At 52.5% G+C, this 25,690-nt stretch carries 18 protein-coding genes and 1 pseudogene; 12 read left to right on the top strand and 7 right to left on the bottom strand.

Going from position 1 to position 25,690, the window contains the following annotated elements:
* Window positions 1-304: 304 nt before the first annotated feature.
* The 3 genes from R9X49_RS12955 to R9X49_RS12945 all read left to right on the top strand — a co-directional run bounded on the left by R9X49_RS12955 (window position 305) and on the right by R9X49_RS12945 (window position 4,952).
* Window positions 305-2,266, top strand: coding sequence for a nitrate- and nitrite sensing domain-containing protein (locus tag R9X49_RS12955; RefSeq protein ID WP_319848800.1), 1,962 nt, complete (start codon window positions 305-307; stop codon window positions 2,264-2,266).
* Between the two features lie 584 nt (window positions 2,267-2,850).
* Entirely contained in the window at window positions 2,851-3,486 is a 636-nt protein-coding gene (locus R9X49_RS12950; protein ID WP_319848799.1) for a carbonic anhydrase, read from the top strand.
* Complete coding sequence (locus tag R9X49_RS12945; RefSeq protein ID WP_319848798.1) at window positions 3,483-4,952, top strand: SulP family inorganic anion transporter; 1,470 nt, start codon at window positions 3,483-3,485, stop codon at window positions 4,950-4,952. The genes R9X49_RS12950 and R9X49_RS12945 overlap by 4 nt, the downstream gene beginning before the upstream one ends.
* Before the next feature lie 49 nt (window positions 4,953-5,001).
* Here the strand turns inward: R9X49_RS12945 and R9X49_RS12940 are convergent, their stop codons facing one another.
* Window positions 5,002-6,099, bottom strand: coding sequence for a DUF1615 domain-containing protein (locus tag R9X49_RS12940; protein ID WP_319848797.1), 1,098 nt, complete (start codon window positions 6,097-6,099; stop codon window positions 5,002-5,004).
* Between the two features lie 153 nt (window positions 6,100-6,252).
* Between R9X49_RS12940 and R9X49_RS12935 the strand changes: the two genes are divergently transcribed.
* On the top strand, window positions 6,253-7,044 hold the full coding sequence (locus R9X49_RS12935; RefSeq protein ID WP_319848796.1) for an HNH endonuclease: 792 nt from the start codon (window positions 6,253-6,255) through the stop codon (window positions 7,042-7,044).
* Window positions 7,045-7,055: 11 nt separating this feature from the next.
* Here R9X49_RS12935 and R9X49_RS12930 read toward each other — a convergent pair whose 3' ends face one another.
* The 3 genes and pseudogenes from R9X49_RS12930 to R9X49_RS12920 all read right to left on the bottom strand — a co-directional run bounded on the left by R9X49_RS12930 (window position 7,056) and on the right by R9X49_RS12920 (window position 10,733).
* On the bottom strand, window positions 7,056-8,657 hold the full coding sequence (locus R9X49_RS12930; protein WP_319848795.1) for a hypothetical protein: 1,602 nt from the start codon (window positions 8,655-8,657) through the stop codon (window positions 7,056-7,058).
* Window positions 8,658-8,701: 44 nt separating this feature from the next.
* Window positions 8,702-9,460 (bottom strand): annotated as a pseudogene (locus R9X49_RS12925) (nucleotidyltransferase domain-containing protein).
* A 37-nt stretch (window positions 9,461-9,497) separates the two neighbouring features.
* Window positions 9,498-10,733, bottom strand: a complete 1,236-nt coding sequence (locus R9X49_RS12920; protein ID WP_413775890.1) for an RtcB family protein — start codon at window positions 10,731-10,733, stop codon at window positions 9,498-9,500.
* A 189-nt stretch (window positions 10,734-10,922) separates the two neighbouring features.
* On the opposite strand from R9X49_RS12920, the gene rtcR reads away from it, so the two are divergent.
* Window positions 10,923-12,524, top strand: coding sequence for an RNA repair transcriptional activator RtcR (gene rtcR, locus R9X49_RS12915; protein ID WP_319848793.1), 1,602 nt, complete (start codon window positions 10,923-10,925; stop codon window positions 12,522-12,524).
* Window positions 12,525-12,603: 79 nt separating this feature from the next.
* Here the strand turns inward: rtcR and R9X49_RS12910 are convergent, their stop codons facing one another.
* From R9X49_RS12910 to R9X49_RS12900, 3 genes are read right to left on the bottom strand one after another with little or no spacing between them, the layout of a single operon-like run.
* A complete protein-coding gene (locus R9X49_RS12910; protein WP_319848792.1) occupies window positions 12,604-12,798 on the bottom strand; it encodes a CPCC family cysteine-rich protein in 195 nt (64 codons plus the stop codon).
* Between the two features lie 15 nt (window positions 12,799-12,813).
* Window positions 12,814-14,127 carry an McrC family protein gene (locus R9X49_RS12905; RefSeq protein WP_319848791.1) on the bottom strand — a complete coding sequence of 438 codons (1,314 nt, stop codon included), beginning with the start codon at window positions 14,125-14,127 and terminating at the stop codon, window positions 12,814-12,816.
* Complete coding sequence (locus R9X49_RS12900; RefSeq protein WP_319848790.1) at window positions 14,120-16,207, bottom strand: McrB family protein; 2,088 nt, start codon at window positions 16,205-16,207, stop codon at window positions 14,120-14,122. The genes R9X49_RS12905 and R9X49_RS12900 overlap by 8 nt, the downstream gene beginning before the upstream one ends.
* A 616-nt stretch (window positions 16,208-16,823) precedes the next feature.
* On the opposite strand from R9X49_RS12900, the gene R9X49_RS12895 reads away from it, so the two are divergent.
* The 7 genes from R9X49_RS12895 (at window position 16,824) to R9X49_RS12865 (ending at window position 25,654) form a co-directional block, all read left to right on the top strand.
* The gene (locus R9X49_RS12895; RefSeq protein WP_319848789.1) at window positions 16,824-17,159 is read left to right on the top strand and encodes a hypothetical protein; all 336 of its coding nucleotides are present in this window, start codon (window positions 16,824-16,826) and stop codon (window positions 17,157-17,159) included.
* Window positions 17,160-17,752: 593 nt separating this feature from the next.
* The gene (locus R9X49_RS12890; protein WP_271875876.1) at window positions 17,753-18,748 is read left to right on the top strand and encodes a LysR family transcriptional regulator; all 996 of its coding nucleotides are present in this window, start codon (window positions 17,753-17,755) and stop codon (window positions 18,746-18,748) included.
* A gap of 377 nt (window positions 18,749-19,125) precedes the next feature.
* A complete protein-coding gene (aspA, locus tag R9X49_RS12885) occupies window positions 19,126-20,565 on the top strand; it encodes an aspartate ammonia-lyase (protein ID WP_319848788.1) in 1,440 nt (479 codons plus the stop codon).
* A 367-nt stretch (window positions 20,566-20,932) separates the two neighbouring features.
* Entirely contained in the window at window positions 20,933-22,354 is a 1,422-nt protein-coding gene (locus R9X49_RS12880) for a TolC family protein (RefSeq protein WP_319848787.1), read from the top strand.
* Window positions 22,351-23,352 (top strand): HlyD family secretion protein, encoded by a 1,002-nt coding sequence (locus R9X49_RS12875; RefSeq protein ID WP_319848786.1) that lies wholly within the window; start codon window positions 22,351-22,353, stop codon window positions 23,350-23,352. The genes R9X49_RS12880 and R9X49_RS12875 overlap by 4 nt, the downstream gene beginning before the upstream one ends.
* Window positions 23,352-24,467, top strand: a complete 1,116-nt coding sequence (locus R9X49_RS12870) for an ABC transporter permease (protein ID WP_319848785.1) — start codon at window positions 23,352-23,354, stop codon at window positions 24,465-24,467. Before R9X49_RS12875 ends, R9X49_RS12870 begins: the two co-directional genes overlap by 1 nt.
* Entirely contained in the window at window positions 24,461-25,654 is a 1,194-nt protein-coding gene (locus R9X49_RS12865; protein ID WP_319848784.1) for an ABC transporter permease, read from the top strand. The genes R9X49_RS12870 and R9X49_RS12865 overlap by 7 nt, the downstream gene beginning before the upstream one ends.
* Window positions 25,655-25,690: the final 36 nt, after the last annotated feature.

The raw sequence follows: 25,690 nt of genomic DNA, 5'->3' as shown, positions 1-25,690 counted from the left end.
GCTTACCGTCATCTAGTCTGTAAAAATACCTATACAGTGGCAAAAATAAATACCACCTTATGCGTATTATAAGTTAACGATCTTGTTGCAAAAAAAAGAGAAATGAGAATATAACTAATTAAATAATAAGTAATATATTTTCATTGTCATGGTGGTAAGAAAAATAGGCATGGTTTTTTTAAGGGAATGATGGGGTGAGCGCTAAACCATTGCCTTATTAGGCCGAAACTAAAATAAACCCCTGTCTACTTTTGCACACTGCACATGTCAGGAACGGACTACTTGCAGGCTATGGAGCACACCTATGAAATCCCTTCATCACATCTCAATCCGTAGTAAGTTCATTCTTGCCCTTCTCCCTCCCATCCTTGCTCTGTTGTGGTTCAGTTTTTCCGGCGTAATGGAGCGCCGCAGCACCGAAAATGAAATGATGCGGATGGCGAAACTCATTACGCTGGCGCGCGACGCGGGCGAGTTCGCCCACCAGCTACAGCGTGAGCGCGGTTTGAGCGCGGGCTATTTTGGCAGTCAGGGGAAAAATTTTGGTCCAGAGCTTGCTACTCAGCGGCAGGCCACCGATCGGGCACAGCAGGAGCTAGAGCAAACTACCGCTAACCTGAGTCAGGATGAATTAGGGGCGGCAGTCAGCGAAGAACTCAGCAAAATTTCGCAGAAAGTGCAACAGATCGGCGAACATCGCCGCAATGTCGATAGCATATCGATATCTGTCACTCAGGCGCTCGGCTACTATTCCGATTCCGTCAGCTATCTGCTGAATATTGTCGGGGATATGACTCATCTGGTCAGCGACGGCGGTATTGCCCAACGGCTAGCGGCCTATTACAACCTGCTGAATGTTAAAGAGCAGGCTGGACTCGAACGCGCCGTGCTCTCCAACACATTCTCTGCCAATAGCTTTGCTACCGGTATGTTCGAGCGTTTGAATCAGATGGTTGGCCGGGGAGACGCTTACATCACGGCCTATAACATGTTCGCCAATGCCGACCTGCGCAAGGCTTTTGAACAGGCGCTCAGCAATCCGTCCGCACAAAACGCACTTCAGATGCGCAATAAGGCCATCGCTTCTCCTGGCGGTAACTTTGGCATTGATGCCAGCCAGTGGTTTAACCAGCAAACGGCGAAAATCGATGAGTTGAAAAAGGTTGAACAACTCGCCACCAACGATCTGGCAGCACAGGTGAATGCCTTAGCCGCCGAGGCCCGTCAGTCCTGGATTAGCTATCTGGCCGGCGCGCTGATTTCTCTGCTCATGGCGCTTGGTCTTGCTTCCATGGTTATGCGCAGCATCAACGAGCAACTGCAGCAAACCCTGACCACCATTCGTGAAATGGGTGGGGATCTTACACGCCGTCTACGCGTGCCGGGCACCGACGAGCTTTCGCAGCTGAATCAGGCGTATAACGCCTCGCTGGAAAACATCGCCGATATGGTGGTGAGTATTAAGCACAGCTCGCAGACCATCGGGCGCGCCAGCAGCGAGATCGCTAACGGCAACCAGGATCTGGCGCAGCGTACCGAAGAACAGTCCGCATCGCTGGTGCAAACCGCCAGCAGCATGGAAGAGATTACCGTCACAGTAAAACAAACCGCTGACTTTGCCGGACAAGCACGCCAACTGACGACGGAGGTGGACGATCAGGCGCACCGCGTCGGAACCATTACCGAATCTGCCAGCGGCGCGATGGAAAGAATTCAGGATGCCAGCCAGCGCGTGAACGCGGTAGTTACCGCTATTGACGCCATTGCCTTTCAGACCAACCTGCTGGCGCTGAACGCAGCGGTCGAGGCCGCGCGGGCGGGCCAGCATGGTCGTGGGTTCTCGGTCGTTGCGGCGGAAGTACGTCAACTGTCACAACGCAGTGCAGACGAAGCAGGCAAAATCCGCGCGCTCATCGCCGACAGTATTGCCAGCGTCAGCGAAGGCACGAAGCTGGTGAACCAATCGAACAAGGGGATTAACGATATCGTCGCCGGCACGCGTAAAGTGCGCGATCTAGTGAATGAAATCGCCGTCGCCGCCGATGAACAGTCACTGGGTATCGCACAGATTAACGAAGCGCTCAGCCAACTGGAGATGGTCACGCAGCAGAATGCGACGCTGGTTTCTCAGGCCTCCGTTGCCAGCCAACTGCTGGATGAGCAGGCGATTGAAATGGAATCGCTGGTCAGCCGCTTCAAGGTTGACGACAGCGCACCACAGCAGACGTTACAACAACCTTTGCAGCAAGCACTGCTATCAAGGTAGGTCATAAACCAACAACAGACGTCTTCTGCCCTTTTAGCCGGGCAATATAGCCCGGCTCCACCACATTATTTAGACGATATATCCCGTATATCCCTCATCATTTCCCCCTCTATATCTCTTCTCTTTATTTCCACACTTTATATTGGGTTAATAGAGATAAAATCTATTTTATATTTCCAAACATAATTGTAATTGGTACCCCAGTCGCTTTAATTAACTAATTAAAGTGGATGTCAATAACGCATTACTTTATATAAAAAGGCACGGTGATAAGAATATAAATTGCCATATCAATGCAACATTAAATACCTAATTTAAAATCAGGCGACGTAAAATAGCTTTTTCTTATAACAAGAAATTAAATTGCAAGACATTGTTTTTAAATGAATTGAATAAATTATCATTTATATAATAAACAAATAAAACATAAGAAAAATCTCAATAAGCATCACAGTTTAGAAAACACCAGAACTAAATTTAATTATGCCGAACTTAATTAAGTGGAGGCTAAGAATTAATGGTTCCCTCTTCCTACTCAACTGAGCGGGAAATATCCCTGTGTTTTCTAAAAAAGAGAGTTTAATTTGACGACATTAAAACCCCTATTAGCCAAAAATCGCAGTTGGGCTACGCTGCGTCGCCAACGCCATCCCCACTATTTCAGAAAGCACACGCAGGGCCAGACGCCCCATTCACTCTGGATCGGCTGTTCAGACAGTCGAGTGCCTGCCGAAGTGCTAACGGGCTCTGCGCCCGGCGAGCTTTTTGTTCACCGCAACATTGCGAATATGGTGGTCGCTGATGACGATAACTTCATGAGCGTGCTGCAATATGCCCTCGAATACCTGCATGTTTCCCGTATCGTGCTCTGCGGCCACTATGGCTGTGGCGGTGTTCAGGCGGCGGTGAACCTACCCGACATGGGGCTCGCTCAGGAGGATTCCGCCCTTTCCCGCCGCATCACAGATCTGCGTCAGGCGCTTTCACCGCATATTGTCGCCTCGCAAGATAGCGGTGCCGATGAAAACACACGCCAAAACCAGCTGGTGGAAGCCAACGTGCTGGCACAGTTCGCCCACCTGATCGCCTGTGAACCGGTGCAGAAAGCCTGGCGCAATGGTGTCGAACTTGATGTTTTCGGCTGCGTCTACGACCTGCATAGCGGTCACCTGAAAGAACTCATCCACCGTCACGCCCAGGAACAGGAGGCATCCCCATGAACCTGAGTACACTCCGACATGATATCCCCGCAGGGCTCGTCGTCTTCCTTGTTGCCCTGCCGCTGAGCCTCGGTATCGCGCAGGCCAGTGGTCTTCCTCCTTTTGTCGGTCTGTTGACCGGCGTCGTCGGCGGCATCGTCGTCACCCTATTCAGCCCGTCTCGCTATGCCGTCAGCGGCCCAGCCGCCGGTTTGGTCACTATCGTCTCCGGCTCTATCGCCAGCCTGGGATCGTTTTCAGCCTTGCTATTGGCGATCATGCTCGCAGGAGTGCTGCAATGCATTCTGGGCCTGCTGCGCGCCGGGCGTTTCATTACGCTCATCCCCGGCACCGTGATTAAAGGCATGCTGTCTGCCATCGGCATCCTGCTGATTATTCAGCAAATCCCGCTCGCCTTCGGCTCGGACGGCGAGGACGATTTAACATCGCTCTTCGACGCTTCCGAACCCGGATTCTCCGCCAGCGCGCAGACTGTCTGTCTGATCGGGCTGGCGATTCTCTGGCTCTGGACCACCAAGCCGGTGCAGAAAATCAGCGCATTGAGCTGGCTTCCCGGCCCGCTGGTCGCCGTTCTCTTTGGTGGACTGTTTACCGTCTACGGCGATCGTCTGTCCCCCGAAATGATCAATAACCTGCCACGTATTGTCCTGCCGGAATTTGGCAATCTGGAACAGCTGATGGGAGAGATGACCCGCCCTGACTGGCAGGCGTGGAAGAACCCGGCGGTGTATGTCGTCGCGGTGACGCTGGCGTTGGTGGCGAGTCTGGAAACGTTATTAAGTCAGGAAGCGCTGAAGAAAATACGCCCGCAGCATCCGGCGCCCTCACCGGATAAAGAGATGCGCGCACAGGGTATCGGGAATATGGTGAGTGGTTTTCTGGGGGGACTGCCGATTACAGCCGTCATCGTACGCAGCTCCGTTAACGTTAGCGCAGGCGCGCGTACCAAGTTCTCCATCCTGCTGCACGGCGCGCTGCTGCTGCTTTGCGGCCTGTTCATGACCGATTTGCTCAACGTCATCCCACTTGCCAGTCTGGCAGCCGTGTTGCTGTATACCGGCTATAAGCTGGCTTCTCCGCAACAGTTCCTGCTGCTGTGGCGTCAGGGGTTACAGCAGTTCGTGCCTTTCGCCGCGACCGTCATCGGGATCATCGTGTTTGGGATGCTGGCAGGCATCGGGCTTGGCATCATGACCCAGTTGGCGTTCAGCATTTATAAAAGCCACCGCAACGCGATGCAGCTCACACGCTACGGCGATCACTTTGTCCTGAGCTTTCAGCAGAATCTGACGTTTGTACACAACCCCCGTCTGCAAGGCTTGCTCAACAAGATCCCCGCCAACAGCGTTGTAATTGTCGAGCACGACAACGCCGACTACATCGACCCCGATGTCCGCACGATGCTGGAAGATTTCCGCGAGAACGCACAAGAACGCGGCATCAAACTCAGCCAGTGGCCGGTTTAATACACGTCCCACCGTAATAACGGCAACGCCCTCGGTAGAGGGTGTTTGCCTATTTAGCTCTCGCTAAACACCGCTGGCGGCGCTCATCGACCCGTTGAGCAAACCACGCCGTGGTGAGTTTACGGGTGATCTTCGGGCTTTCCAGCGTGATTCCCGGGAGGATGGCTCGCGGTGCCTTCGTGCCCGATTTATCCGCCAGCGCAAAGACGCGCTCATACAAGCTGGTGTCTTCAAAATCTAGGCTATTGCCCTTCTCCAGCGCACGACGGATTGCGCTATCACTCATATCCAACCGTTTCCCCAACGCGCGCACCGCCAGTTCCGTAGCGCTGGCTTTATCCGAACCATAGTTGATTAAATCACCATCCAACGCCAGTTTGATCCCTGTCAGACGGCTAACAGCACGCTGGAACGCCGCATTTCGGCTCGCATACCAACCCGCGTTGAAATCGGCGAATCGGTATATCGACTGCGGATAATGCGCCGGATAGCCCAACAGGTGTTTGATGCCAAAGTACATCCCGCCACGACGGCTAAACACCTCCTGACGAATCGTGCCATCAACGGTATACGGGTAGCCTTTTGTATAGGTTTCGGCAAACTTAATACTCACCTGCATTGGCCCGCCGGTATGTACCGGGTTTAACCGACCGAACAGCGTCTGCCCCATCGGCACCATGTCGATGAAATCATCAAAGATCGCGCTGAGCTCTTTTTCCGTGCGTACCTTATCAAGCCGTTCGCTGTAGCTTTTTCCGTTAGGGGATTTGATGAGCAGTGCAGTACGCACCAGAAACGCTGGCACATGGACCTGCTCCGCACGGCGGTCGATCTCCTGCCAGGCAATTTTCGATAAATTCGGCACCTGTGGGTCGGCGTTAAACGTCGACTCCTGTTCGGTGACCGCCAGTACCGAACACAGGTTTTCATTACTGGGTTCAAGACCTTGCGCAGTAAATGCCGTGGCGATATCGGTCGCCCAACCCTGACGATCTTTCACGTTGTCAGGCAACAGCTTAAGTAGCTGGGCACGAACATCCGCGGGTCGCGATTCTGGCATCGTCGTAGTCTTGCTGGCACAGCCGGCCAGCACCAGCAGAGCCAATGCACACAGGGGACGAAATAAGGGAATAGAAGTACGGAACATAGTCTCTCGGCATCATGATAGGGAAACTGTCAGAACGTTAGCGCAGCCCGCACCAATTATCCAGCCGGAGTCAAGCACATGCATTTTACCGGCTGACCTGGCATAGTTAGCGCTATCACTAACCGAATGCGCTAACGAACGGACGACACACGCATGGCTGCCACCAACCACTGGACGCGAGATCAGTTACTGATCGCCTTCACCCTGTACAGTCAGCTACCGTTTGGCAGACTGCATTCGCGTAATCCCGATATTATCCGCTACGCCAAGCTGATTAACCGCACGCCTTCCGCACTGGCGATGAAGCTAGTCAATCTCGCCAGTCTTGATCCGTTTATTATCGATTCAGGTCGTACTGGCTTGCGCGGCGCATCCAACGCTGACCGCGCGCTGTGGCAGGAGATGGACAGCAATCCCGAGTTATTTGAACAGCAGTGCCAACAGGTAATGGTATCGCTCGAAGCAGGAGCGACGCCGCCGATGCCAACCCCATCACCGTTCCAAGCTAACGAGAGCGAAATCCTTGACTATCACGGCAGTGAACGCCTCGCTCAGGTGAAAACACGTATTGGGCAGCAGCTATTCCGCAAACGCGTGCTCAGCAACTATGGAGAGCGCTGCTGCGTGACCGGATTGGAAGAACCCGCGCTGCTGGTCGCCAGCCACATTCGCCCGTGGAAAACGGCAGCAGAACACCGCCTCAACCCCAGCAACGGTCTCTGCCTGTCCAACCTGCATGACAAAGCCTTTGATATGGGACTCATTAGCTTCAACGACTCGCTGGAAATGTTACTTTCTCCGCGTATCAAAAAGCTGAAAAGCACCATCAGCGACGTCAACTTCGCCCAGTACGAAGGCAAACAAATCCACTTGCCAGACGCCTACCCGCCCGACCTGTCACAGATGGCCTACCATCGTGAGCATATTTTTTTGGGACGGGGGTAACTTCAACACCGTTAGCCCATCATTCCCCCAAATACGGTTGTGAGGGCGCTTAGGCGTTCTCGCACCTGCTCATCAGGCTCTTGACGCAAGCATTCAACAATACGCTGTGCAATCGCGTCATCCCACGTAGGCCAAACTTCCAGCACATTAATCGCCATATGACGATTACGGATAACTGGACTTTGTAAACCGACCTCGACTAATGACCACCCCATCCCCGGAAATCGTTTCAAGTCCTGAAGCACGAAGTCCAACGCATGATGCTGCCGATATTCAGGCCCCATACCCATACAGTTGTCAGGTCCTGAAGCAATGCTTTGTAAATCCAACTGTTGTTCCGCCAACGCAATAACATTGGCAATATATTCAGGATTATCCGTCTGCATCAGTTGATACCAGTTATCGTCCTGAGGATTATCACGCTGCCTGGCATAAATAAACGTCCAGGGATCGCTATGACGTAAACGGCTGGCCGACAGCGCAAGGTTGAAGTGGTATTTATCCTCCCCTTCAAGGCAATCGGCAATAATGCTCTCCCATTCTGGCCGGTCCATTAACAGCGTTGCTCGATCAATAAGTTCGCTGCACAATGCTGGCTCCCAGTCCCCCTCTTCACTTTGCTGCTCTGAGGCAAAACGGCGAATATCGCTGATCGCCAGATAGTGGCGAATATCATGCTGAAAGCTCGCCTGCATTTGCTCAAGGTATCGCTGACACGCTTCTGCACCATCAGGATAGTCCTGCATATCCTGAGCAGGCCCGCCATTGATTAACGCCTGTAGAATTTCCCCAGCCCCTAACAACAATGGCGCATCGTTTTCTTGTTTAAGCGCGTCAACCAGTAATCCCTTTGTCGCACAGTGCCACGCCGTATACTCATACATCACCGCATTGACATAACCTTCACGTAATAACCAGTCACGCGTCGCTTTGGTTACGGTTTCTGGTAAACGCTCAATCAGTTGAATACGTCCCCAGCCATCCACACGTTTCGCTAACGTCAGGCTCTCACGCTCATATTCATCACTGTCCAGAATCGAGCCTAACGCCACAATCGCATAGAGTGTAAATTCATCATGAACCCCCAGAACCTTCAATATTTGCACGCTGTTCTGCGTTGGGAAAAAGGCCAGCAGAGCCATCGCAAATTTTACGGCATTCCGATCGGGGCTTTTTATCGCGATCCATTCCACCAGTCGGCATAATGCTTCTGCTGGAACACGCTGATTTTCCGCTATCATTTTCAATAATGTATCAATGTAATCCAGCGGTGAGTCACCCTGTAGCAGGTGATAAAGCCGAGCCATATTCTCATGCTCAGGCCGAGCCAGCACCGCTTCAAGCGCCTTAACAATCGTTTCTGCGGATGACGCATCATCTGATGAACCAAAATGGTGGCCCATCGCGCCATCAAGTGCTCCCGCCGACCAACGGATCTCGCCCTTTTTCACAGGTAACTCATCCGGTAATGTCTGTGCACTATCGGGCAAAATGTCACCAGAATCCGCATAAGGAGCAAGCCAGTCATAAATTGATGGCCGCGTGCGTTCCCACACCACCGGAAAAACAGGGGCATTTCCCTTACCCAATAAACGCGCTAACCATGTTTTCATTTTTATCCTTAATATCTTTTATCTAGCAGCAGGAACACGGCCAATTACGCCATCACCGTCCGATACAACAGTGCATCCAGCATCGTATCGTCAATAGACTGACTGTCTGGTAAAACAGTAGGGTTATCAGCATCGTTCAGCATTTTCGTGATGAACGCGTGGATCACCTCCCGACGCGGGCCATATTAAGCTTCGCCCGAACGCTGTTTGATCTCCAGCAACTGATGGATTTCAGCTAGCAGATATGGGTCGTCTACCGTTCCTGCAATCAACTGCGAAAAACGCATGGGCGGCATACCCTTGCCTGCCTCTATCCAGCGTACCGCCAGCAGCGGACGCAGGACGTAAAAATACTTTTTGAGGCGCACCGTTTCATCTTGCAGATAGCCGCGAAAGTTTTTGCGCGCCATCGACAGATAGTGCCAGCGTGCCTTGGACGGGGAGAACCACGTCGGCACCGCTGCCCGTAGAGCGGACGTCGTTTCCCGATCCTCCTGATAGACAACGGGCGAATCCAGCCACTCGATCAGCGTCGGGTTAGCCCGCTTGAGCAGGCCAAGCGCTTTACGCCATTCCCAACCGCAAACATCCAGTTCATCGTCGATGGGCAGCTCTATTACATCGCGCTGTGGCTCAACGCGCAGGTACCACTCTGGCCGATGCACGTAGAGAAAACGTACATCATAATCGCTATCTGGGGACGAAAATCCCCAGCCACGGCTACCCGATTCACAGGCATAAAGCACCTTCACCTGATAGCGTTCTTCTACATCCTGTAAGACTAATTTAACCCGCGTGCGCATGGCTGCATCAACGCGATAATCGTGTTCCATCATGATTTTATCCTTTCACACACACCACCTGACGCAGCGTATGCACAATTTCCACCAGCGATGACTGCGCCGCCATCACCTTATCGATATCTTTGTACGCCATCGGGATTTCATCGATAACGTCGCTGTCCTTTCTGCACTCGACGTGTGCGGTCGCGCGAATCTGGTCTTCCACGGTGAAGCGTTTTTTCGCGGCGGTACGGCTCATGGTTCTCCCCGCGCCGTGGCTACAGGAACAGAAACTCTCTTCGTTCCCCAATCCGCGCACGATGAAGCTCTTCGCGCCCATCGACCCCGGAATAATCCCCATCTGGCCTTTCTGTGCCGACACCGCTCCTTTACGGGTGATCAACACCGATTCACCAAAGTGCGTTTCGCGCTGCACGTAGTTATGGTGGCAGTTCACGCCTTCCTGCTGGGTGGTAAACGGCTTCGTCACAATACGGGACAGCGCCGCCAGCGTATGCGACATCATCACTTCACGATTATGACGAGCAAAATCCTGCGCCCATTCCACCGCTTCTATGTAATCGTCAAAGTGCAGGCTGCCTTCTTCGAAATACGCCAGGTTACGGTCTGGCAGGTTCGCGATGTGCTGTTGCATATCTTCCTGTGCCAGCTTGATGAACAGCGACCCAATCGCATTCCCTACACCACGCGACCCGCTATGCAACATCGCCCACACGCGATCCACTTCATCCAGACAGATTTCAATAAAGTGGTTACCCGTTCCCAGGGTTCCCAAATGCTGATAGTTGTTGGTTTTCAGCAACTGCGGATATTTATCCGTCAAACGTTTAAAACGCGGTTCCAGCAGCGACCAGTGCGCATCCACCGTCTGTGGTGGAGTATGCCAGGAACCGACATCACGTTTGGAACGCGTTACGCTACGTCCGTGCGGCACCGCCTGTTCAATCGCGCTACGCAACCCCATCAGGTTATCCGGCAGGTCGCTGGCAACCAGTGACGTACGCACCGCAATCATCCCGCAACCGATATCCACGCCGACCGCCGCCGGGATAATCGCGCCACGCGTGGGGATCACGCTACCAATCGTCGATCCTTTTCCCAGATGCACATCCGGCATCACCGCCAGATGTTTAAAAATGAACGGCATTTTGGCCGTGTTAAGCAGTTGGTCACGGGCCTCCGGCTCCACAGGTACACCCTGCGTCCACATTTTTACCGGTGCGCTATTCACTGGCGACATCATGTCGTAATCCTGCGTTTTCATCTCTTCCATTTTCATTCTCTTTGTTTGTCGTTGTTCACTATAGATATTGCCAAAGGCGTGCCAGATTTATTAAAAACACAAAACAAAAATATAATGTATTGATAATAAAAGAATAAAAAAATCACATAGAAAGTGGCAACGAAGAAAAATAAACAGTAAATTTATCCTATAGGATAATAATTTATAACAAGGTATAGCATGAAGCGTCGCGTCGTCATTGGTGTGCTGGGCACCACGCTGGACAAACGAGGGAAACGGGAAAATCGCTGGACAAAATGGCGGCCAACTATTGGCTTATGCCAGCAGCCAGATTTTCCGGTCGACCGTCTGGAACTGCTGCACCAGTCACGCAATGAAGGAATGGCACAGCAGGTGGCGGAGGATATCGCCGTGGTGTCACCCGCCACGCGGGTCACGCTTCAGACCGTTGAGTTGCGCGACCCGTGGAATCTGGAAGAGGTCTACAGCGCCTTTCTGGACTTTGCGAGCCGCTACCCGTTCGATACCGAGAACGAAGAGTATTTCGTTCACATCACCACTGGTACTCACGTCGTACAGATTTGCTGGTTCTTGCTGACCGAAGCCCGCTACCTGCCCGCCAAGCTGCTGCAAACCGCACCGGGGGAGAAAGCGGATCGTCCGGCACCGCAGGGCATCTACTCCGTTATCGATCTGGATCTCAGCCGCTACGCGACCCTCACCAGCCGCTTCCAGCATGAGCAGGAGCGCTCCGTCTCGTTCCTGAAATCGGGTATCGAAACGCGCAACAGCACGTTCAACGCGCTGATCGACCAGATTGAACGCGTCGCACTGCGCTCCACTGCACCGATGCTCTTAACCGGCCCGACCGGTGCGGGGAAATCCTTTCTGGCACAGCGTATCTACCAGCTACGCCAGTCACGTCATCTGGTCAGTGGCCGCTTTGTCGCGGTTAACTGTGCCACGCTGCGCGGCGACAACGCCATGTCGACGCTATTCGGCCACGTAAAAGGCGCGTTTACCGGCGCGTTGCAGGCGAGAACCGGACTGCTACGTGAAGCGGACGGCGGGATGCTGTTTCTGGATGAAATCGCCGAACTCGGGCTCGATGAGCAGGCCATGCTGCTCAAGGCCATTGAAGAAAAACGCTTTTTACCGTTTGGTTCGGATAAAGAGGTCAGCAGCGATTTCCAACTGATCGCTGGCACGCACCGCAACCTGCACGAGTGGATCGCACAGGGCAAGTTCCGTGAAGATCTCTACGCCCGTATCAACATGTGGACCTTCCCCTTGCCGGGGCTGGCGGAGCGTCGGGAAGATATCGAACCGAATATTGACTATGAACTCCAGCGCTTCACTCGCGATCACCAAACACAGATCCGCTTCGATAAAGACGCGCGACAGCGCTACCTCGCCTTTGCCTGCTCACCGCAGGCCGCGTGGCGCGGTAACTTCCGCGAACTCGGTTCCTCCATCGCCCGAATGGCGACGCTGGCGGAACAAGGGCGTATCACGGTTGCACTGGTCGAGGAAGAAGTTGCTCGCCTGCGAGCAAGCTGGCAAAGTGATGCCCCGACAACCGCGCTATCCGAGCTATCCGAGCTACCGTCCGAATTCGCTAACATCGACCTCTTCGAACAGCGTCAGCTTGAAACCGTGCTTGATGTCTGCCGCACCACCAATTCGCTCTCCGAAGCCGGCCGCCTCCTGTTCGCCGTCTCACGCCAGCAAAAACAAAAGCCCAACGATGCCGATCGGCTGCGTAAATATCTGGCACGTTTTGGGCTGAGTTGGGAGGGGTTGAAGCGGGAAAGCAAATAACAAAGAAGAAACCTCCTCACGCGCAATACATGAGGAGGCCCAGAGACCAAGAGTGTAGAAAATCAAATGATATGGTGTTTTACTCGACAAGTCTCCCATGTCCGAAAGCCAATCTCGCCTGATTCAAACTCATCCGGTTCGCTCCCCCACTTCTGTCAGGATTAATCGCCTGAAAAGGATCGTCCTCCCATCGGCAACGGGAACAAATTTCATGCTCCCCCACACCTTCTACCGAATCAGAACCACAGCACGAGCATCCCGGATCATCAGGCATAGATTTCCCTCTTCATTATTCTGAAAATGGCTCCACCACAACGTGCTGCTTCAAACAGTCCGACTTACACCATGCCATCCTTTCACCCGGCAACGCCATAACACGATAGGGCACAACCCATAATCGCAGATCCCCAGAAAATTCAAAATGTTGTGCGACAGGGAGGGTGAAACCATCATGTTCTGGATAGATCAGGTATAAATCTCCTTTGCCTTCCAAATACTTCTGGCCGTAAGCAAACATTTGATAAAAATCGTCTTGGGATAGTCCATACAACGACTGCCCCTTGGTGACATTGCTCACTAACTTCCATTTAGTATCTAATACCATTTTGTTTTTGGCGGGATGCCGAGATTGAATCAGAAGGTCAGGACGAAGTTTAAAACAGTCTTTACCCGCGTGGTGAACCAATGTCTGGCCGGAGAACTGTATTTTGGCCTGTAAATGCTGGGGTAGCTCTTCAGAGATCGTCTGTGCAACAAAAGATTCAAACACCGCCTCCATCGGGAATAAAAGAGACAGCGCCTTGGTATCACCTTGCAGCGCAAGCGGACTCATTCCTTGCAGAATCAGTTGCGCCCATGCTAGCGGCTCATCGTAATGAGACAACCCGCGCTCAGGCCGTAGCCTAGCAATATCTCCTTCGATATCCTGGCTCGGCGTAATACCTTCAAACGCGAAACGCAGTTCCTGACACCCGCGCTGATTCTCTGCAGATAAACGCACGCCGCTAAGCCGCACTAACGCCGCATGTAACAAGCGATTTGCTGGACAATCCGGTAAATACTCTTCGTAATCCACCCAGAATTTGTGCCGATTGACCAAATTATGGCGCAGCTGTTGGGGAAACATCAGTTTTCCCTTAATAAACGAGAGATTATCTTGCTCACGAACATACTCCGCCCGCAGCCCCTGCTTTAGTAACCGGCTGATGCTATGTAGAAACTGGGTGACGAAGATTTCCAGCAGCGGCATATTCTTTGCCTGAACGGACGCCTGCTGAGTTTCAATATGGCGGAAACCCGACAAATAGCTCAGCATGACCAGCAAGGTTTCACGCGCACGCTCCGGCGTTAACCTTCTCCCCACCTTAGGCAGAATCTCCAACTGCACGCCATAAGGGGTGTACAACACACCCGCATAGTTCTGTACCTGGAGAATCCGATGGCCGGAACGCGATGTCAGACGGAGGAATGAGCAACCCTGTTCATCCAACGCCAAGGATTCCAGATAGCCGAATACCTCAGGCGAAATGGCAGTTATCGCTGGGGGGAGCGATTTACCTACCCCCAGCAAGCCATATTCAAAAACTGACACGACCTCATCCATTACGTTCATCCGTATCGGAAATATCGGCGACTTTTGGCTCATAAATCGCACGGTAAGCCAACGGCTCGCTCCAGACGCTCTGTTCAAAATCTTTCAATTCATACGCAGTCGATTTCTGATTGTGTCGACGTAAACCGTGATCGTCGCCAAACAGTTCGTCCAGATCGTCAACTTTTTCAATAATAAACTGCAAGCGATCAGCTTTTTTCTGATTGTCCGCCAGCACCAGCCGAATCTTGTTCCAGTCATCGAAAAAGTATTCCTGTAACAGTGGGATGACCTTCTTCTTAAACACCGCCTGAAGTACCTTGAATGCGCTTTCTTCTCCTTTCTCTTCCAGTGCCGTTTTCACTGGGATAAAAAATGCATGGCCTAACATGTGCTCACGGTCGTAAAGTGCCTCAATACGGCTATTGAGCTTTTCTAACAGAGATTCGAGCTCTATACCTTGAACCTTGGCGCCGCTGAGATATGACAAGTCTGGCATCATTTCGATAAACTCGAAACGCCGCCGCAATGCGGTATCCATGAGCGCCAGAGAACGGTCAGCAGTATTCATGGCACCAATAATATCGACATTCGCGGGTACGCTGAATAGGTCTCCACTTTCACTGTAGGCAAGCTGCAAACTCAGTGCATTCTTCATTCCTGCTCGCTTATCCGTTTCGATAAGCGCGATCAGTTCACCGAAGATTTTTGAGATATTTCCGCGATTGATCTCATCAATAAATATCGCATAGTGATGCTCAGGATCAGCTTTGGCTCTGTCACAGAGTTGCAAGAATATTCCCTGCTCGGTCGAGTAGGAAACATTACCATTGCCATCAGACCGAGCACGTATCCCCTGGATAAATTCCTCATAGCCATAGGATTGATGGAATGTGACCGTAGAATAACGCTGGATCTTCTCTCCCTGTTCAGGCCCGCGTTTTAACGCATCGTAGAGGGTCACCAAATCCTCAATCTGCTCCAACTGAGACTCGACCAAAAACCATTCACTGTTCGCTGTTTTATCAAAGATAGCGGGTTCACGACGATTCTTATAATCAACCGTGGTTGATTCCGGTACGGTATACGCTTGTAGTGTCGCCCAGGCGGTTTGTGACAGATTACTGCTGCGTCCATTTAATAACGCTTTGCGCTGAAACCAGGCATGTTCGGTCAGTTGGCGCACTTTTGCCTGTTTGTTCAAATCCACTAATACCAGCGCCGTAACTTGCATCCAATTTAGTGGCGCAAGACGAAAATCCAGCCAAACGTCATAATCTTCTGACGTTGCCTGCGCGGTATATTCGGCCATTTTTTTTTGCAGGGTATACGTTTTACCCGTACCCGGCGGGCCGAAGAAAATTTGGTTGGAGGGAGAACGTAGAAGCAGGGAAACATCACGGGACGATGATTTATCACTCTCCGTTACAATCTCAATATCTGGAGGTTCTTGCGCATTTTGATTATCTCGATTGCGCAATAATTCATAGAGGGCCCATATCGTCATATTGAGGTCATAGTGATCGATATTTTTAACGCGCACTGCCAACGCCTGTTTTAATTCCTGATTGTTTCCCAACCAAGAGCCAGAAAGAGACAGACCGAGTGAAAAGTGTTGATTAATGAACTGTGCGGCATAGTTAAAAGAACCATAGTCAACAGTCGTCGTATAGTTCTCTGGAGCAAAGGCAGCAAATACACGGTTTCTCAACGCCCAATACATACGACGAAACAGCCCATCCTGTTTTGCTTGTAACATCTTTTCAGTAATCGACTGATAGGTTGATTCATCAGGCTTGCTGCGGATCAATTCCGTTAATTCACGTAATAACGGTATTGACTGTTGAAATTCCGCTAACGACGGAACGCCTTGGCGAATATTGGCAATGCCGTTATCGCGCTCATACCAAAGACGTTTCAATAGGTCGTCCGCCTCAGGATCAAGAAAAGAACGAACCTCTTGCACAGTGGAGGTTAATTCTTGATATCCACGCTTCCACTCAGAATATTCTTTATTAATATATTCAAGAAGCTGAGACATGAATGAATCTAGAGACAATTGGCCTTTTTCAACTTGAGCAATAATATCCATCGGTAATCATTCCTTTGCTGTGCTACTCAGTACCCTTGATACGTCAACATGGCTGACAGGGTTGAGCCGGTAAGTTTTGAATATGTTATTAGGTAGTGCTCATTACTTGTTCAACTTGCAGCAGTGGTAAGCTCTACTACTTGTAATCACTATAAAAATACATCTAACTCAAGGAATAAAAAGTAGCATTGTAACGAAAACTTATCCAAGCCCCCGTTAACATTACATGTTATAAGCTTTCGTCTTACGCTGAGTGATATCAGATTGTCTATGCGCATCCTCATGCAGGATCCTGACTATTTCTGCGAACACCATTCCAAAATGCGCTGTAATTCCACTGTAAATCCATCCACCCTATTTCACGTTTTTCGTCGTTGGAATACAGTCTCTGTGCTGCGGCAACATCCGCAGCCGGGCTTGGAACCCCGACTATCTAGAACTGAAAACGCTTTGTTTTTTCAGGGGCTACGTGCACACTCTAATCCGTGGCTCAGGCAGGGCAACCGCAAGGTTGGCCGGTCGCTAGATCCGGTGTTCCAACCCTGTCTGGGTCACACCTTTAGTTTGGAACCTGAAGGCGTGACGAAATAATTATCTAGCTATGGAAGAGTTAATCATGACGGACACTCACGCCACACCCGCTGACAGCACCATTACTATTTTCCGCGACCTGATCGCCAACCTGCCTTTCGCGCAGCTAGATGACGTTCAGCTCTGCGACCTCGGCGCGATTGCCGCCGAATCTGTTGAGGGCCTGTGCCTCGGTCTGCACTACCTCGGTGATACGCTGCAAAATGACGTTGAACTGCCACAGGAAAGCCTCAGCCAGCTCGGCGCTTGCCTCAACGCCACCGCACACCTGATACCGGCACTGCTGGAAATGTGCGAACAGGCTGAACGTCACGTTCGTACAGCAACACTAGTGGGTGATTCGCGTCTCACTACGCAGTAAAAACAATACGTTATAACTGGCAAGATTGGCCTTAGCCAAACTTTTATGCTGCTACTGAGGCAATTTCGTGCGCGATAATGACGTCATTTTCATGCGACTTCGTAGCACGCGCCCGACACGGGACGGCTCACACGCCGCTCGCCCCGTGACCCCAGGCTTTCGGCGGAAATTATGCCGCTGACGCGGTACCTTCGTCGGTATCTGACTTAGCGGACCGCTTGCGACACGTTCCCTACGTGGCGCAAGCTTTCGCCGCATCCTGCGGCTCATCCGAAGCCAGCTATCTCCTCAGCATAATTTTTTACGCCGGATAACAGCAAAACCCGCAATCATCCTGTATTTATGTATAAAAACATCACGAACAAGAGGGAGAAATACAACCGACGCACTAGCCATCACATCATGTCATTCATTTCATCTTCAGATCCGCTAAAGCTAGAAATAAGAAAAAATTAATCAGTGATACAACCTGTATTTTTTCTGAAGTTAGCCGACTATTCTGACATCAGTTAGCGAGGTCGTAGTCAGCGAGATGAGATAGACTAACGCTTCATATTTCGACGACATCCACCTTGCAGCGTAGGCAAACTCACATGGTTAAACGCACAGTGTCCGCCAATAAATCGATCGATATGTACGCCGTCTATGTCTTTGTGACGATGGCGGAAGCAGGAAGCATGACGGCAGCCGCCGCGCGGCTAGGCCTGACACCCTCTGCCATTTCGCAGACGATTCGGTTATTGGAAGAAGATTTCGGCGTCAAACTGGTTAACCGGGCTCGCCGCCCCTTTGTCCTGACGCCCTACGGCATTGCGTTGAAAAACCGCGGAGAAATCCTGACGGAAGAGATCGCAAACCTAAAGGCACAGGTGCTGGAAGCGGGGAAAGGGATTAAACCCGACTTGCGTATCGGCTTGGTGGATTCATTCGCGATTACCTGCGGTTCAGTGTTTACCAAGAGTTTGATGAAAAGTTCGTCGCAGTTGTTGATTCGTACCGGACTCAGTCCGCAGCAGGGTGAAGCGCTAATGCGCCGCGAGCTGGATATGATCGTTACCAGCGACCCGTTGATCGACAGCGATAGCGTGGTGCGTCACCAGCTGTTTTCCGAAGGCTATTTCATTATCACGCCGCCGGATTACCGCAAACGCATCAAAACGGTTGAGGACATCCGCGAGCTTTCCGCCGCGCTGCCGCTAGTGCGCTTTAACCGGAACTCGCAGATTGGGATGCAGATTGAGCGCTACCTACGCCGCATTGATGTCCGCGTACCGAACATGCTCGAATTTGATAATGCGGATACCTTAACGTCGATGGTGGCGGCAGGCATCGGGTGGGCGGTAACGACCCCGCTGAGTTTCCTGCAATCCGTTGCGCACTCCCGCGAAGTGCTAACGCATATGCCGGAACAACTGAATATCAAGCGCTCGCTGTATATTGTCGGGCACCGTGATGAATACAGCGCGTTCTTTGAAGAAGCGTGTGATGTCACACATGACATTATCAAAACCGTATTTATTCCGAAATTGAAAACGCTGAACCGTGGAATAGAAAAGCTGGTTGAGATCAACCCGGATAATACGGAATAACCATTAGGGATATACCCTAAATAATTCGAGTTGCAGGAAGGCGGCAAGAGAGAGAATCCCGATGAGCTTACTCAGGTAAGTGATTCGGGTGAATGAACGTAGCCAACGCACATGCAGCTTGAAGTATGACGGGTATAACTATTTACGATTGGGAGACAAAACATAAATGGAGGAATATATCCACCACTAGCCATTTAACGATGCTAATTCAATGTTCGTCTCCCCGAGAACGCTTTTTAGTCATGATTTTATACAAATCGTGATGGGTTCGTGTTACCTGAAAACCAAAAAGCAGGAAAGACAAACCCTAAAAAATCATAGTCTTAATATTGAAAGCGATGCTATGTACATCGAACAAGAAAAAAGGAAGAAGATCCATGTCAACGAATATCCGTATTGAAGAAGACCTGTTAGGTACCCGTGAAGTCCCTGCTGATGCCTATTATGGTATCCATACGCTGCGTGCGATTGAGAACTTTTATATTAGCAATAGCACCATCAGCGACATTCCAGAATTTGTCCGCGCCATGGTGATGGTAAAAAAAGCAGCCGCGCTGGCGAATAAAGAACTGCAAACCATCCCACGTAAAATTGCCGACACTATTCTGCAAGCCTGTGATGAAGTGCTGAATAACGGTAAATGCCTGGACCAATTCCCTGTCGATGTCTATCAGGGCGGTGCAGGTACGTCAGTTAATATGAACACCAACGAAGTGCTGGCAAATATCGGTCTGGAATTGATGGGTCACCAGAAAGGTGAATACCAATACCTGAACCCGAACGACCACTTGAACAAATGCCAGTCCACCAACGATGCTTACCCGACTGGCTTCCGCATCGCGGTGTACACCTCTATCCTGAAACTGGTTGAAGCGATTACCCAACTGAGCGATGGCTTTGAGCACAAAGCGAAAGAGTTCGAAAATATCCTGAAAATGGGCCGTACCCAGTTGCAGGACGCCGTACCGATGACCCTCGGTCAGGAATTCCACGCGTTCAACGTGCTGCTGAAAGAAGAAAACCGTAACCTGCTGCGCACCGCCGAGCTGCTGCTGGAAGTGAACCTGGGCGCAACCGCCATCGGTACGCGACTGAACACGCCAGATGAGTACCAGAAGCTGGCCGTTCAACATCTGGCAAAAGTCAGCGGCCTGCCTTGCGTACCGGCTGAAGACCTGATCGAAGCGACGTCCGACTGCGGCGCTTACGTGATGATGCACAGCGCCCTGAAACGCGTCGCGGTTAAAATGTCGAAGATCTGTAACGACCTGCGTCTGCTGTCTTCCGGCCCGCGCACTGGCCTGAACGAAATCAACCTGCCAGAATTACAGGCGGGCTCGTCCATCATGCCAGCCAAAGTTAACCCGGTCGTACCAGAAGTGGTCAATCAGGTGTGCTTCAAAGTCATCGGCAACGATACCTGCGTCACCATGGCGGCAGAAGCCGGTCAGTTGCAGTTGAACGTGATGGAACCCGTTATCGGACAAGCGATGTTCGAATCCATCCAGATTCTGTCAAGCGCCTGCTACAACCTGCTGGAAAAATGCGTCAACGGCATCACCGCTAACAAAGACGTGTGTGAAGCTTACGTCTTCAACTCTATCGGTATCGTGACCTACCTGAACCCGTTCATCGGCCACCACAACGGCGATATCGTCGGGAAAATCTGTGCCGAAACCGGTAAGAGCGTACGCGAAGTGGTGCTGGAACGCGGCCTGCTGACCGAAGAACAGCTGGACGACATTTTCTCCATCCAGAACCTGATGCACCCGGCCTACAAAGCCAAACGCTACACCGACGAAAACGAAGCCGTTTAATTTTCGTTTTCCGTCACGCTGGCCCGGAGGACACTCCGGGCCTTTTCTGGCTAATTATTTACCAAGAAATAATCATTGTTATCCGCATAATAAACGTGGTTCCACCAGTTTTATTTCCGCTCCAATAAATTCTCCAATTTAACCCCTTCTATTATTTGAATAATTGGGAATTTAGACCAACACTAAATCATCCCCGAAAAATAATACGGAATACATCACCCGTAATACGCGGTTTGTTTACCTGACATTAGACACGTTTTTTACAGCCATTCTCACGATGTGCAAACAGACAAGCCTTGTGCTTTTTTCCACAGGCTTATTTTTATCAATTTGTCGGTATTTGGGTAAAAGGATGATTTCACCTAACATGCCTCGAATAACACACAAAAAAATCCGGCTTCTGACTTATTTCCCCGCCGCGCTGCTGCTGTTGCAGTGCTGGTCGCCCACAGCGTTTGGGCAACCCCTGTCGTTTAGTCAGGCCTGGGTTCGCCTGCTGCAAAGCGATGACAGCATTGCCGCAGAACACGCCGGGGTCGATCGCGCGCAGTCCCTAAAAGAATCGGCTAAAGGCCTCTATTGGCCACAGATCAACGTGGGCGCAAGCTATACGCGCCTTGATAAACCTGTCGAGCTGGACGCACGCGACTTAAACCCGCTGTCCAATCACCGGGACATCTTCGCCGCGCTCAATCAGCTGATTAATATCAGCGGCAATCCCTTCGTCACCCGCTTCACAGAACAAAATGTGGTCACCAGCTCCGTTCAGGTCGTCTGGCCGTTATTCACCGGAGGCCGGATTGATGCAGCGCAGTCGATCCGTGCCGCACAGGTCAATGAGGCGGAGCAGATGCTGATCGTCCGCACGCTGGCGCAGTTTGAGGCGCTGGCACAGACTTACTACGGCGTGGTGATGGCACATCAGGTGATGAAAACGCGTCAGGATATCGAGAAAGGCATGGCGCAACACTATGACCATGCCCGCAAGCTGGAAGCGCAGGGGCAGATCGCCCGAGTCGAGGTGCTGTCCGCGCAATCCGCTTATGACATGGCGCGTATCGAAACACAAAAGGCACGGCGAAATATGGAGACCACCGAAATGGTCTTCGCAAAGCTCATCAAGACAGAAGGTGCAACCCCCTCTTCTTCGCTGTTCGTCAATAAAACGCTCCCGGAACTGTCTGCGTTGGTGAAACAAACGCTCAACACGCATCCCGGCTTAAAGGTGCTCTCTGCCAAGCGCGATCAGGCCAAGGATCTTATCCGTATTGAACGCGCCAAATACGCTCCTGACGTGTTCCTGTTTGGCAATTACCAGCTCTATGAGCAGGACACGCTGGCCGCCAGAACCACACCGGACTGGATGGTGGGCGTCGGCGTTTCCGTCCCGCTCATCAGCCGAGAAGGCCGTTCCGATAATATCGCCGCCGCGAAAAGCGCAGAAATGCAGGTTAACCATCTGGAAGCCGATATGCGGCAAAATCTTGAAATAGTGGTCGAAAGCACGTGGCGAGAAGCCCGACAGGCGCTGGAAGAGTTCAACTCCCTGTCTTCGACAGAAAAACTGGCCGAAGAGAACGTCCGGTTACGCAACAAGGCGTTTACGCAGGGCATGTCTACCTCACTGGACGTCGTGGATGCACTAAACCAGCTGGCCGGTGCCAAAACACAGCGTGCCTCCGCAGCCTATCGTTACGTGGTTTCCATCGCCAGATTAATGGCCATTTCCGGCCAGATAAACCGCTTCTCTGACTACCAGACCCAATACGCCATACAGGTGACGCCATGACCCAACCCCGCCAGCCCTCTTCACGTTCAACACGCAAATGGCTTCTTCAGGCCATCCTGCTGATTGTGGTTGTCTGGATAGCGTATCGCTTCTGGCTCGCCTATCAGCCCGAACCGATTCGCTTACAGGGGCAAATCGAAGCGCAGCAGTATTCGGTGTCGTCAAAAGTGGCTGGCCGTATTGCAGAAGTGCCAGTACAAAAAGGCCAGCAGCTTGACGTCGGCGATCTCGTCTTCACGCTCCTGACGCCGGAACTGGACGCGAAGCTAGAGCAGGCAAAAGCGGGTGAAGCCGCAGCGGGCGCGGTGGCGCTGGAGGCCAAAAAAGGTGCCCGTGAGCAGCAGATCGCCGCCGCCAAAGATCAGTGGCAAAAAGCCAAAGCCGGTTCCGAGCTAAGCCATAAGACCTATCTGCGCGTGCAAAATCTCTATCAGGAAGGCGTGCTGCCGCTGCAAAAACGGGATGAAGCCAAAGCCTCATGGGATGCCGCACGCTATACCGAAGGGATGGCGTGGCAGGAATATCAAATGGCGCTGGAAGGCACACGGAAAGAAACCCAGGTAGCCGCAGAGGAAAAAGCCCGTATGGCCGCCGGTTCCGTGGCCGAGGTGGAAGCCTATCTGGCAGAGGCGCGCGTCGTTAGCCCGCACACCGGCGAAGTCAGCAATGTGCTGCTGCGCAGCGGCGAAATTGCGCCACAGGGCTTTCCCGTGGTCACGCTGCTGGACATGAGCGATATCTGGATCCAACTGGCGGTACGTGAGGATCTCCTTGAGCGCTTTGCGATGGGCACCGAGTTTGAGGCGCGTATCCCGGCGCTGAACAACCAAACATTCCGGTTTAAGGTGTCTTACGTTTCCGTCATGGGGGATTTCGCCACGTGGCGCGCAACGGATACCCGACAAGGATTCGACATGCGAACGTTCGAAGTCGAGGCGCGTCCGATTCAACCGATTAACGGGCTGCGCGTCGGCATGAGCGCGCTGGTAGAAATGTGATGATGCGCGAATGGAGAGCGCTGTGGCATGACCGCTGGGGGATGGCTTTAGCGCTCTGGTTGCCGCTCGTCACGATGCTGATGACCTGGTGGACGCTATCCGGCGCCATTGTCCGCGAACTCCCCATCGGTTTGGTTGATCTGGACAACAGCACGATGTCGCGCCAGTTTGCCAGAGAGCTGCATGCATCCCCCTCTTTTAACCTGAACCACCAGTTCCCGACAGTGGCGGAAGGCTCGGCCTCATTGCGCGGCGGCGAGATCTATGCGCTGGTGGTCATCCCACGTCACTTTGAGCGTGATATCCGGCAGGGAACATCACCGACCATCACCGCCTGGAATAACGGGCAATTCGTTTTGGTTGCGAAAGTCATCAACAGCTCGCTGGCGCTGGTGGCGGGAACATTCAACGGGCAGATCGCCGTGGTGCAGGCGCTGGCTCAGGGGGCAGCCATTCCTGAAGCCAAAGGGCTGGCGGTACCAATTGGCGGACAGATTACCGCGCTGTTTAACCAAAACTCCAACTACGCCCAGTTTTTGCTGAACGCGATTATCCCCTCGATCTGGTCGATTCTGCTCGCACTATACGGCCTGAATACGCTGGCTCGGGAGGATCGGCACGGAGCACACTGGATGCCGGAGAACCACGCGGCCATCGGTGCCAAATTCCTGACGCACTGGCTGATAGGCTGGGCGTGGGGCGGCCTATGGAGCTACGGGCTGTATAGCCTGCTCGATTACCCGCTTAACGGCTCAGCGCTGTTGCTCTTTGTCTCAATCGGCGTGACCGCCGGCGCCTGCGTGGCACTGGGTATGGCCTTCTATGCGCTGATTCGTGACCCGGCACGTGCCGTTTCCATTGTCGGGGCGCTAATGGCTCCCGGACTGGCGTTTATGGGCATCACCTTTCCGGCAGCAGCGATGGAGACGTTCGCCACATTCTGGCGGCAGTTGTTGCCCGTCGCTCACTATGGCGATATCGCGATTGCCATCACCAGCTACGGTGCAGGAGTCGTTCAGATCGCGCCCGCATTGACAGCGCTCGCCCTATTCTGGCTGCTGTTACCGCTCACCCTCTGGCGCTATCGACCCCGTGATAAGGAGGTAGCATGCTGACCCTCGCCACCCTCATCCGGTTTGAGCTACGCAGCTTACTACGCGATCCGACAATCTTGCTCACGCTGTTCGGCGGGATTCTGCTCTATTCCTTTCTCTATCCGCGGCCTTACCTCGCCCAGACGCCACGCGAACTGCCGGTGGTGCTGGTTGATGAAGATGGCACTCAGCTCTCACGCCGTCTGGCATTTATGGCCGATTCCACGCCGGAGGTACGCCTGGTGGCACAGCGCAACACGCTGGATGAAGCCAAAGCGCTGCTGCTGCACGGCGAAGCAAAAGGGATTCTCTACATTCCGCGCCATTTCTACCGCGATATCATGCAGGGAAAAAGCGTCACGGTAAGCTATTCAGCAGATGCCAGCTACTTCCTGATCTACGGCGCGATCGCACAGTCTCTGGCGACAGTCGGCGGTACCGTAGGCGCACAGGTTAAAGTCGCACGGCTGCTGGCTCAGGGGGAAGGCATACCCGCGGCAAGCTCACAGTGGCAGGCAACCTCTCTAAATGCCGTTCCGGTATTCAATCCCACCATGGGCTATGTCGATTACGTGGTTCCCGGCGTTTTCATGTTGATACTGCACCAGATTTTGCTGATGGGATGCGGCCTGCTCGGTGCCGGACAAAATCAGCGCACACGATCTGGCGAGGTGCGCTACTGGCAATACGCCACACCGTGGCGTTTGCTGCTGGCGCGCACACTCGTTGTGGGCGGGACCTATTTGCTCTCACTGCTCTACATGCTCGGCTTTTGTCTCGACGCCTATGGCATCGCGCGTGAAGCCAGCATGAGCCAGCTGCTGCTGTTTGTGCTGCCCTTTCTGCTCTCGACGCTATGGCTCGGTGTGGTGCTGGGGGCAGCCTTTACGCGCAAAGATCTCCCCAGTCAGGCGGTGCTGCTGTCTTCCATTCCGATTGTCTTTCTTTCTGGCTTCATCTGGCCCGTGGAAATGATCCCTGCGCCTCTGAACTGGTTTGCGCAGTGGGTACCTGCCGTCTTTACGATTCAGGGAATATTGCGCCTCAATCAGATGGGTGCCGATTTTTCTCAGATCGGCGCATTCTGGTGGCATCTCTGGATGCTGGCCGCGCTGTACGGCCTGCTGGCGTGGGGCATTCTAGGGTATCGGCAACGACAATACCGTCGGGAGAATCAGGCCGCGCGTCGATGGCTGGCACGTGTTTGATAAACAGAAAAAGTAACCGATAACGGGAAGCATCAC

It is taken from the genome of Pectobacterium carotovorum (assembly GCF_033898505.1).
GTDB classification, from domain to species: domain Bacteria; phylum Pseudomonadota; class Gammaproteobacteria; order Enterobacterales; family Enterobacteriaceae; genus Pectobacterium; species Pectobacterium carotovorum_J.
This window is presented reverse-complemented; position numbering and strand designations above follow the sequence as displayed.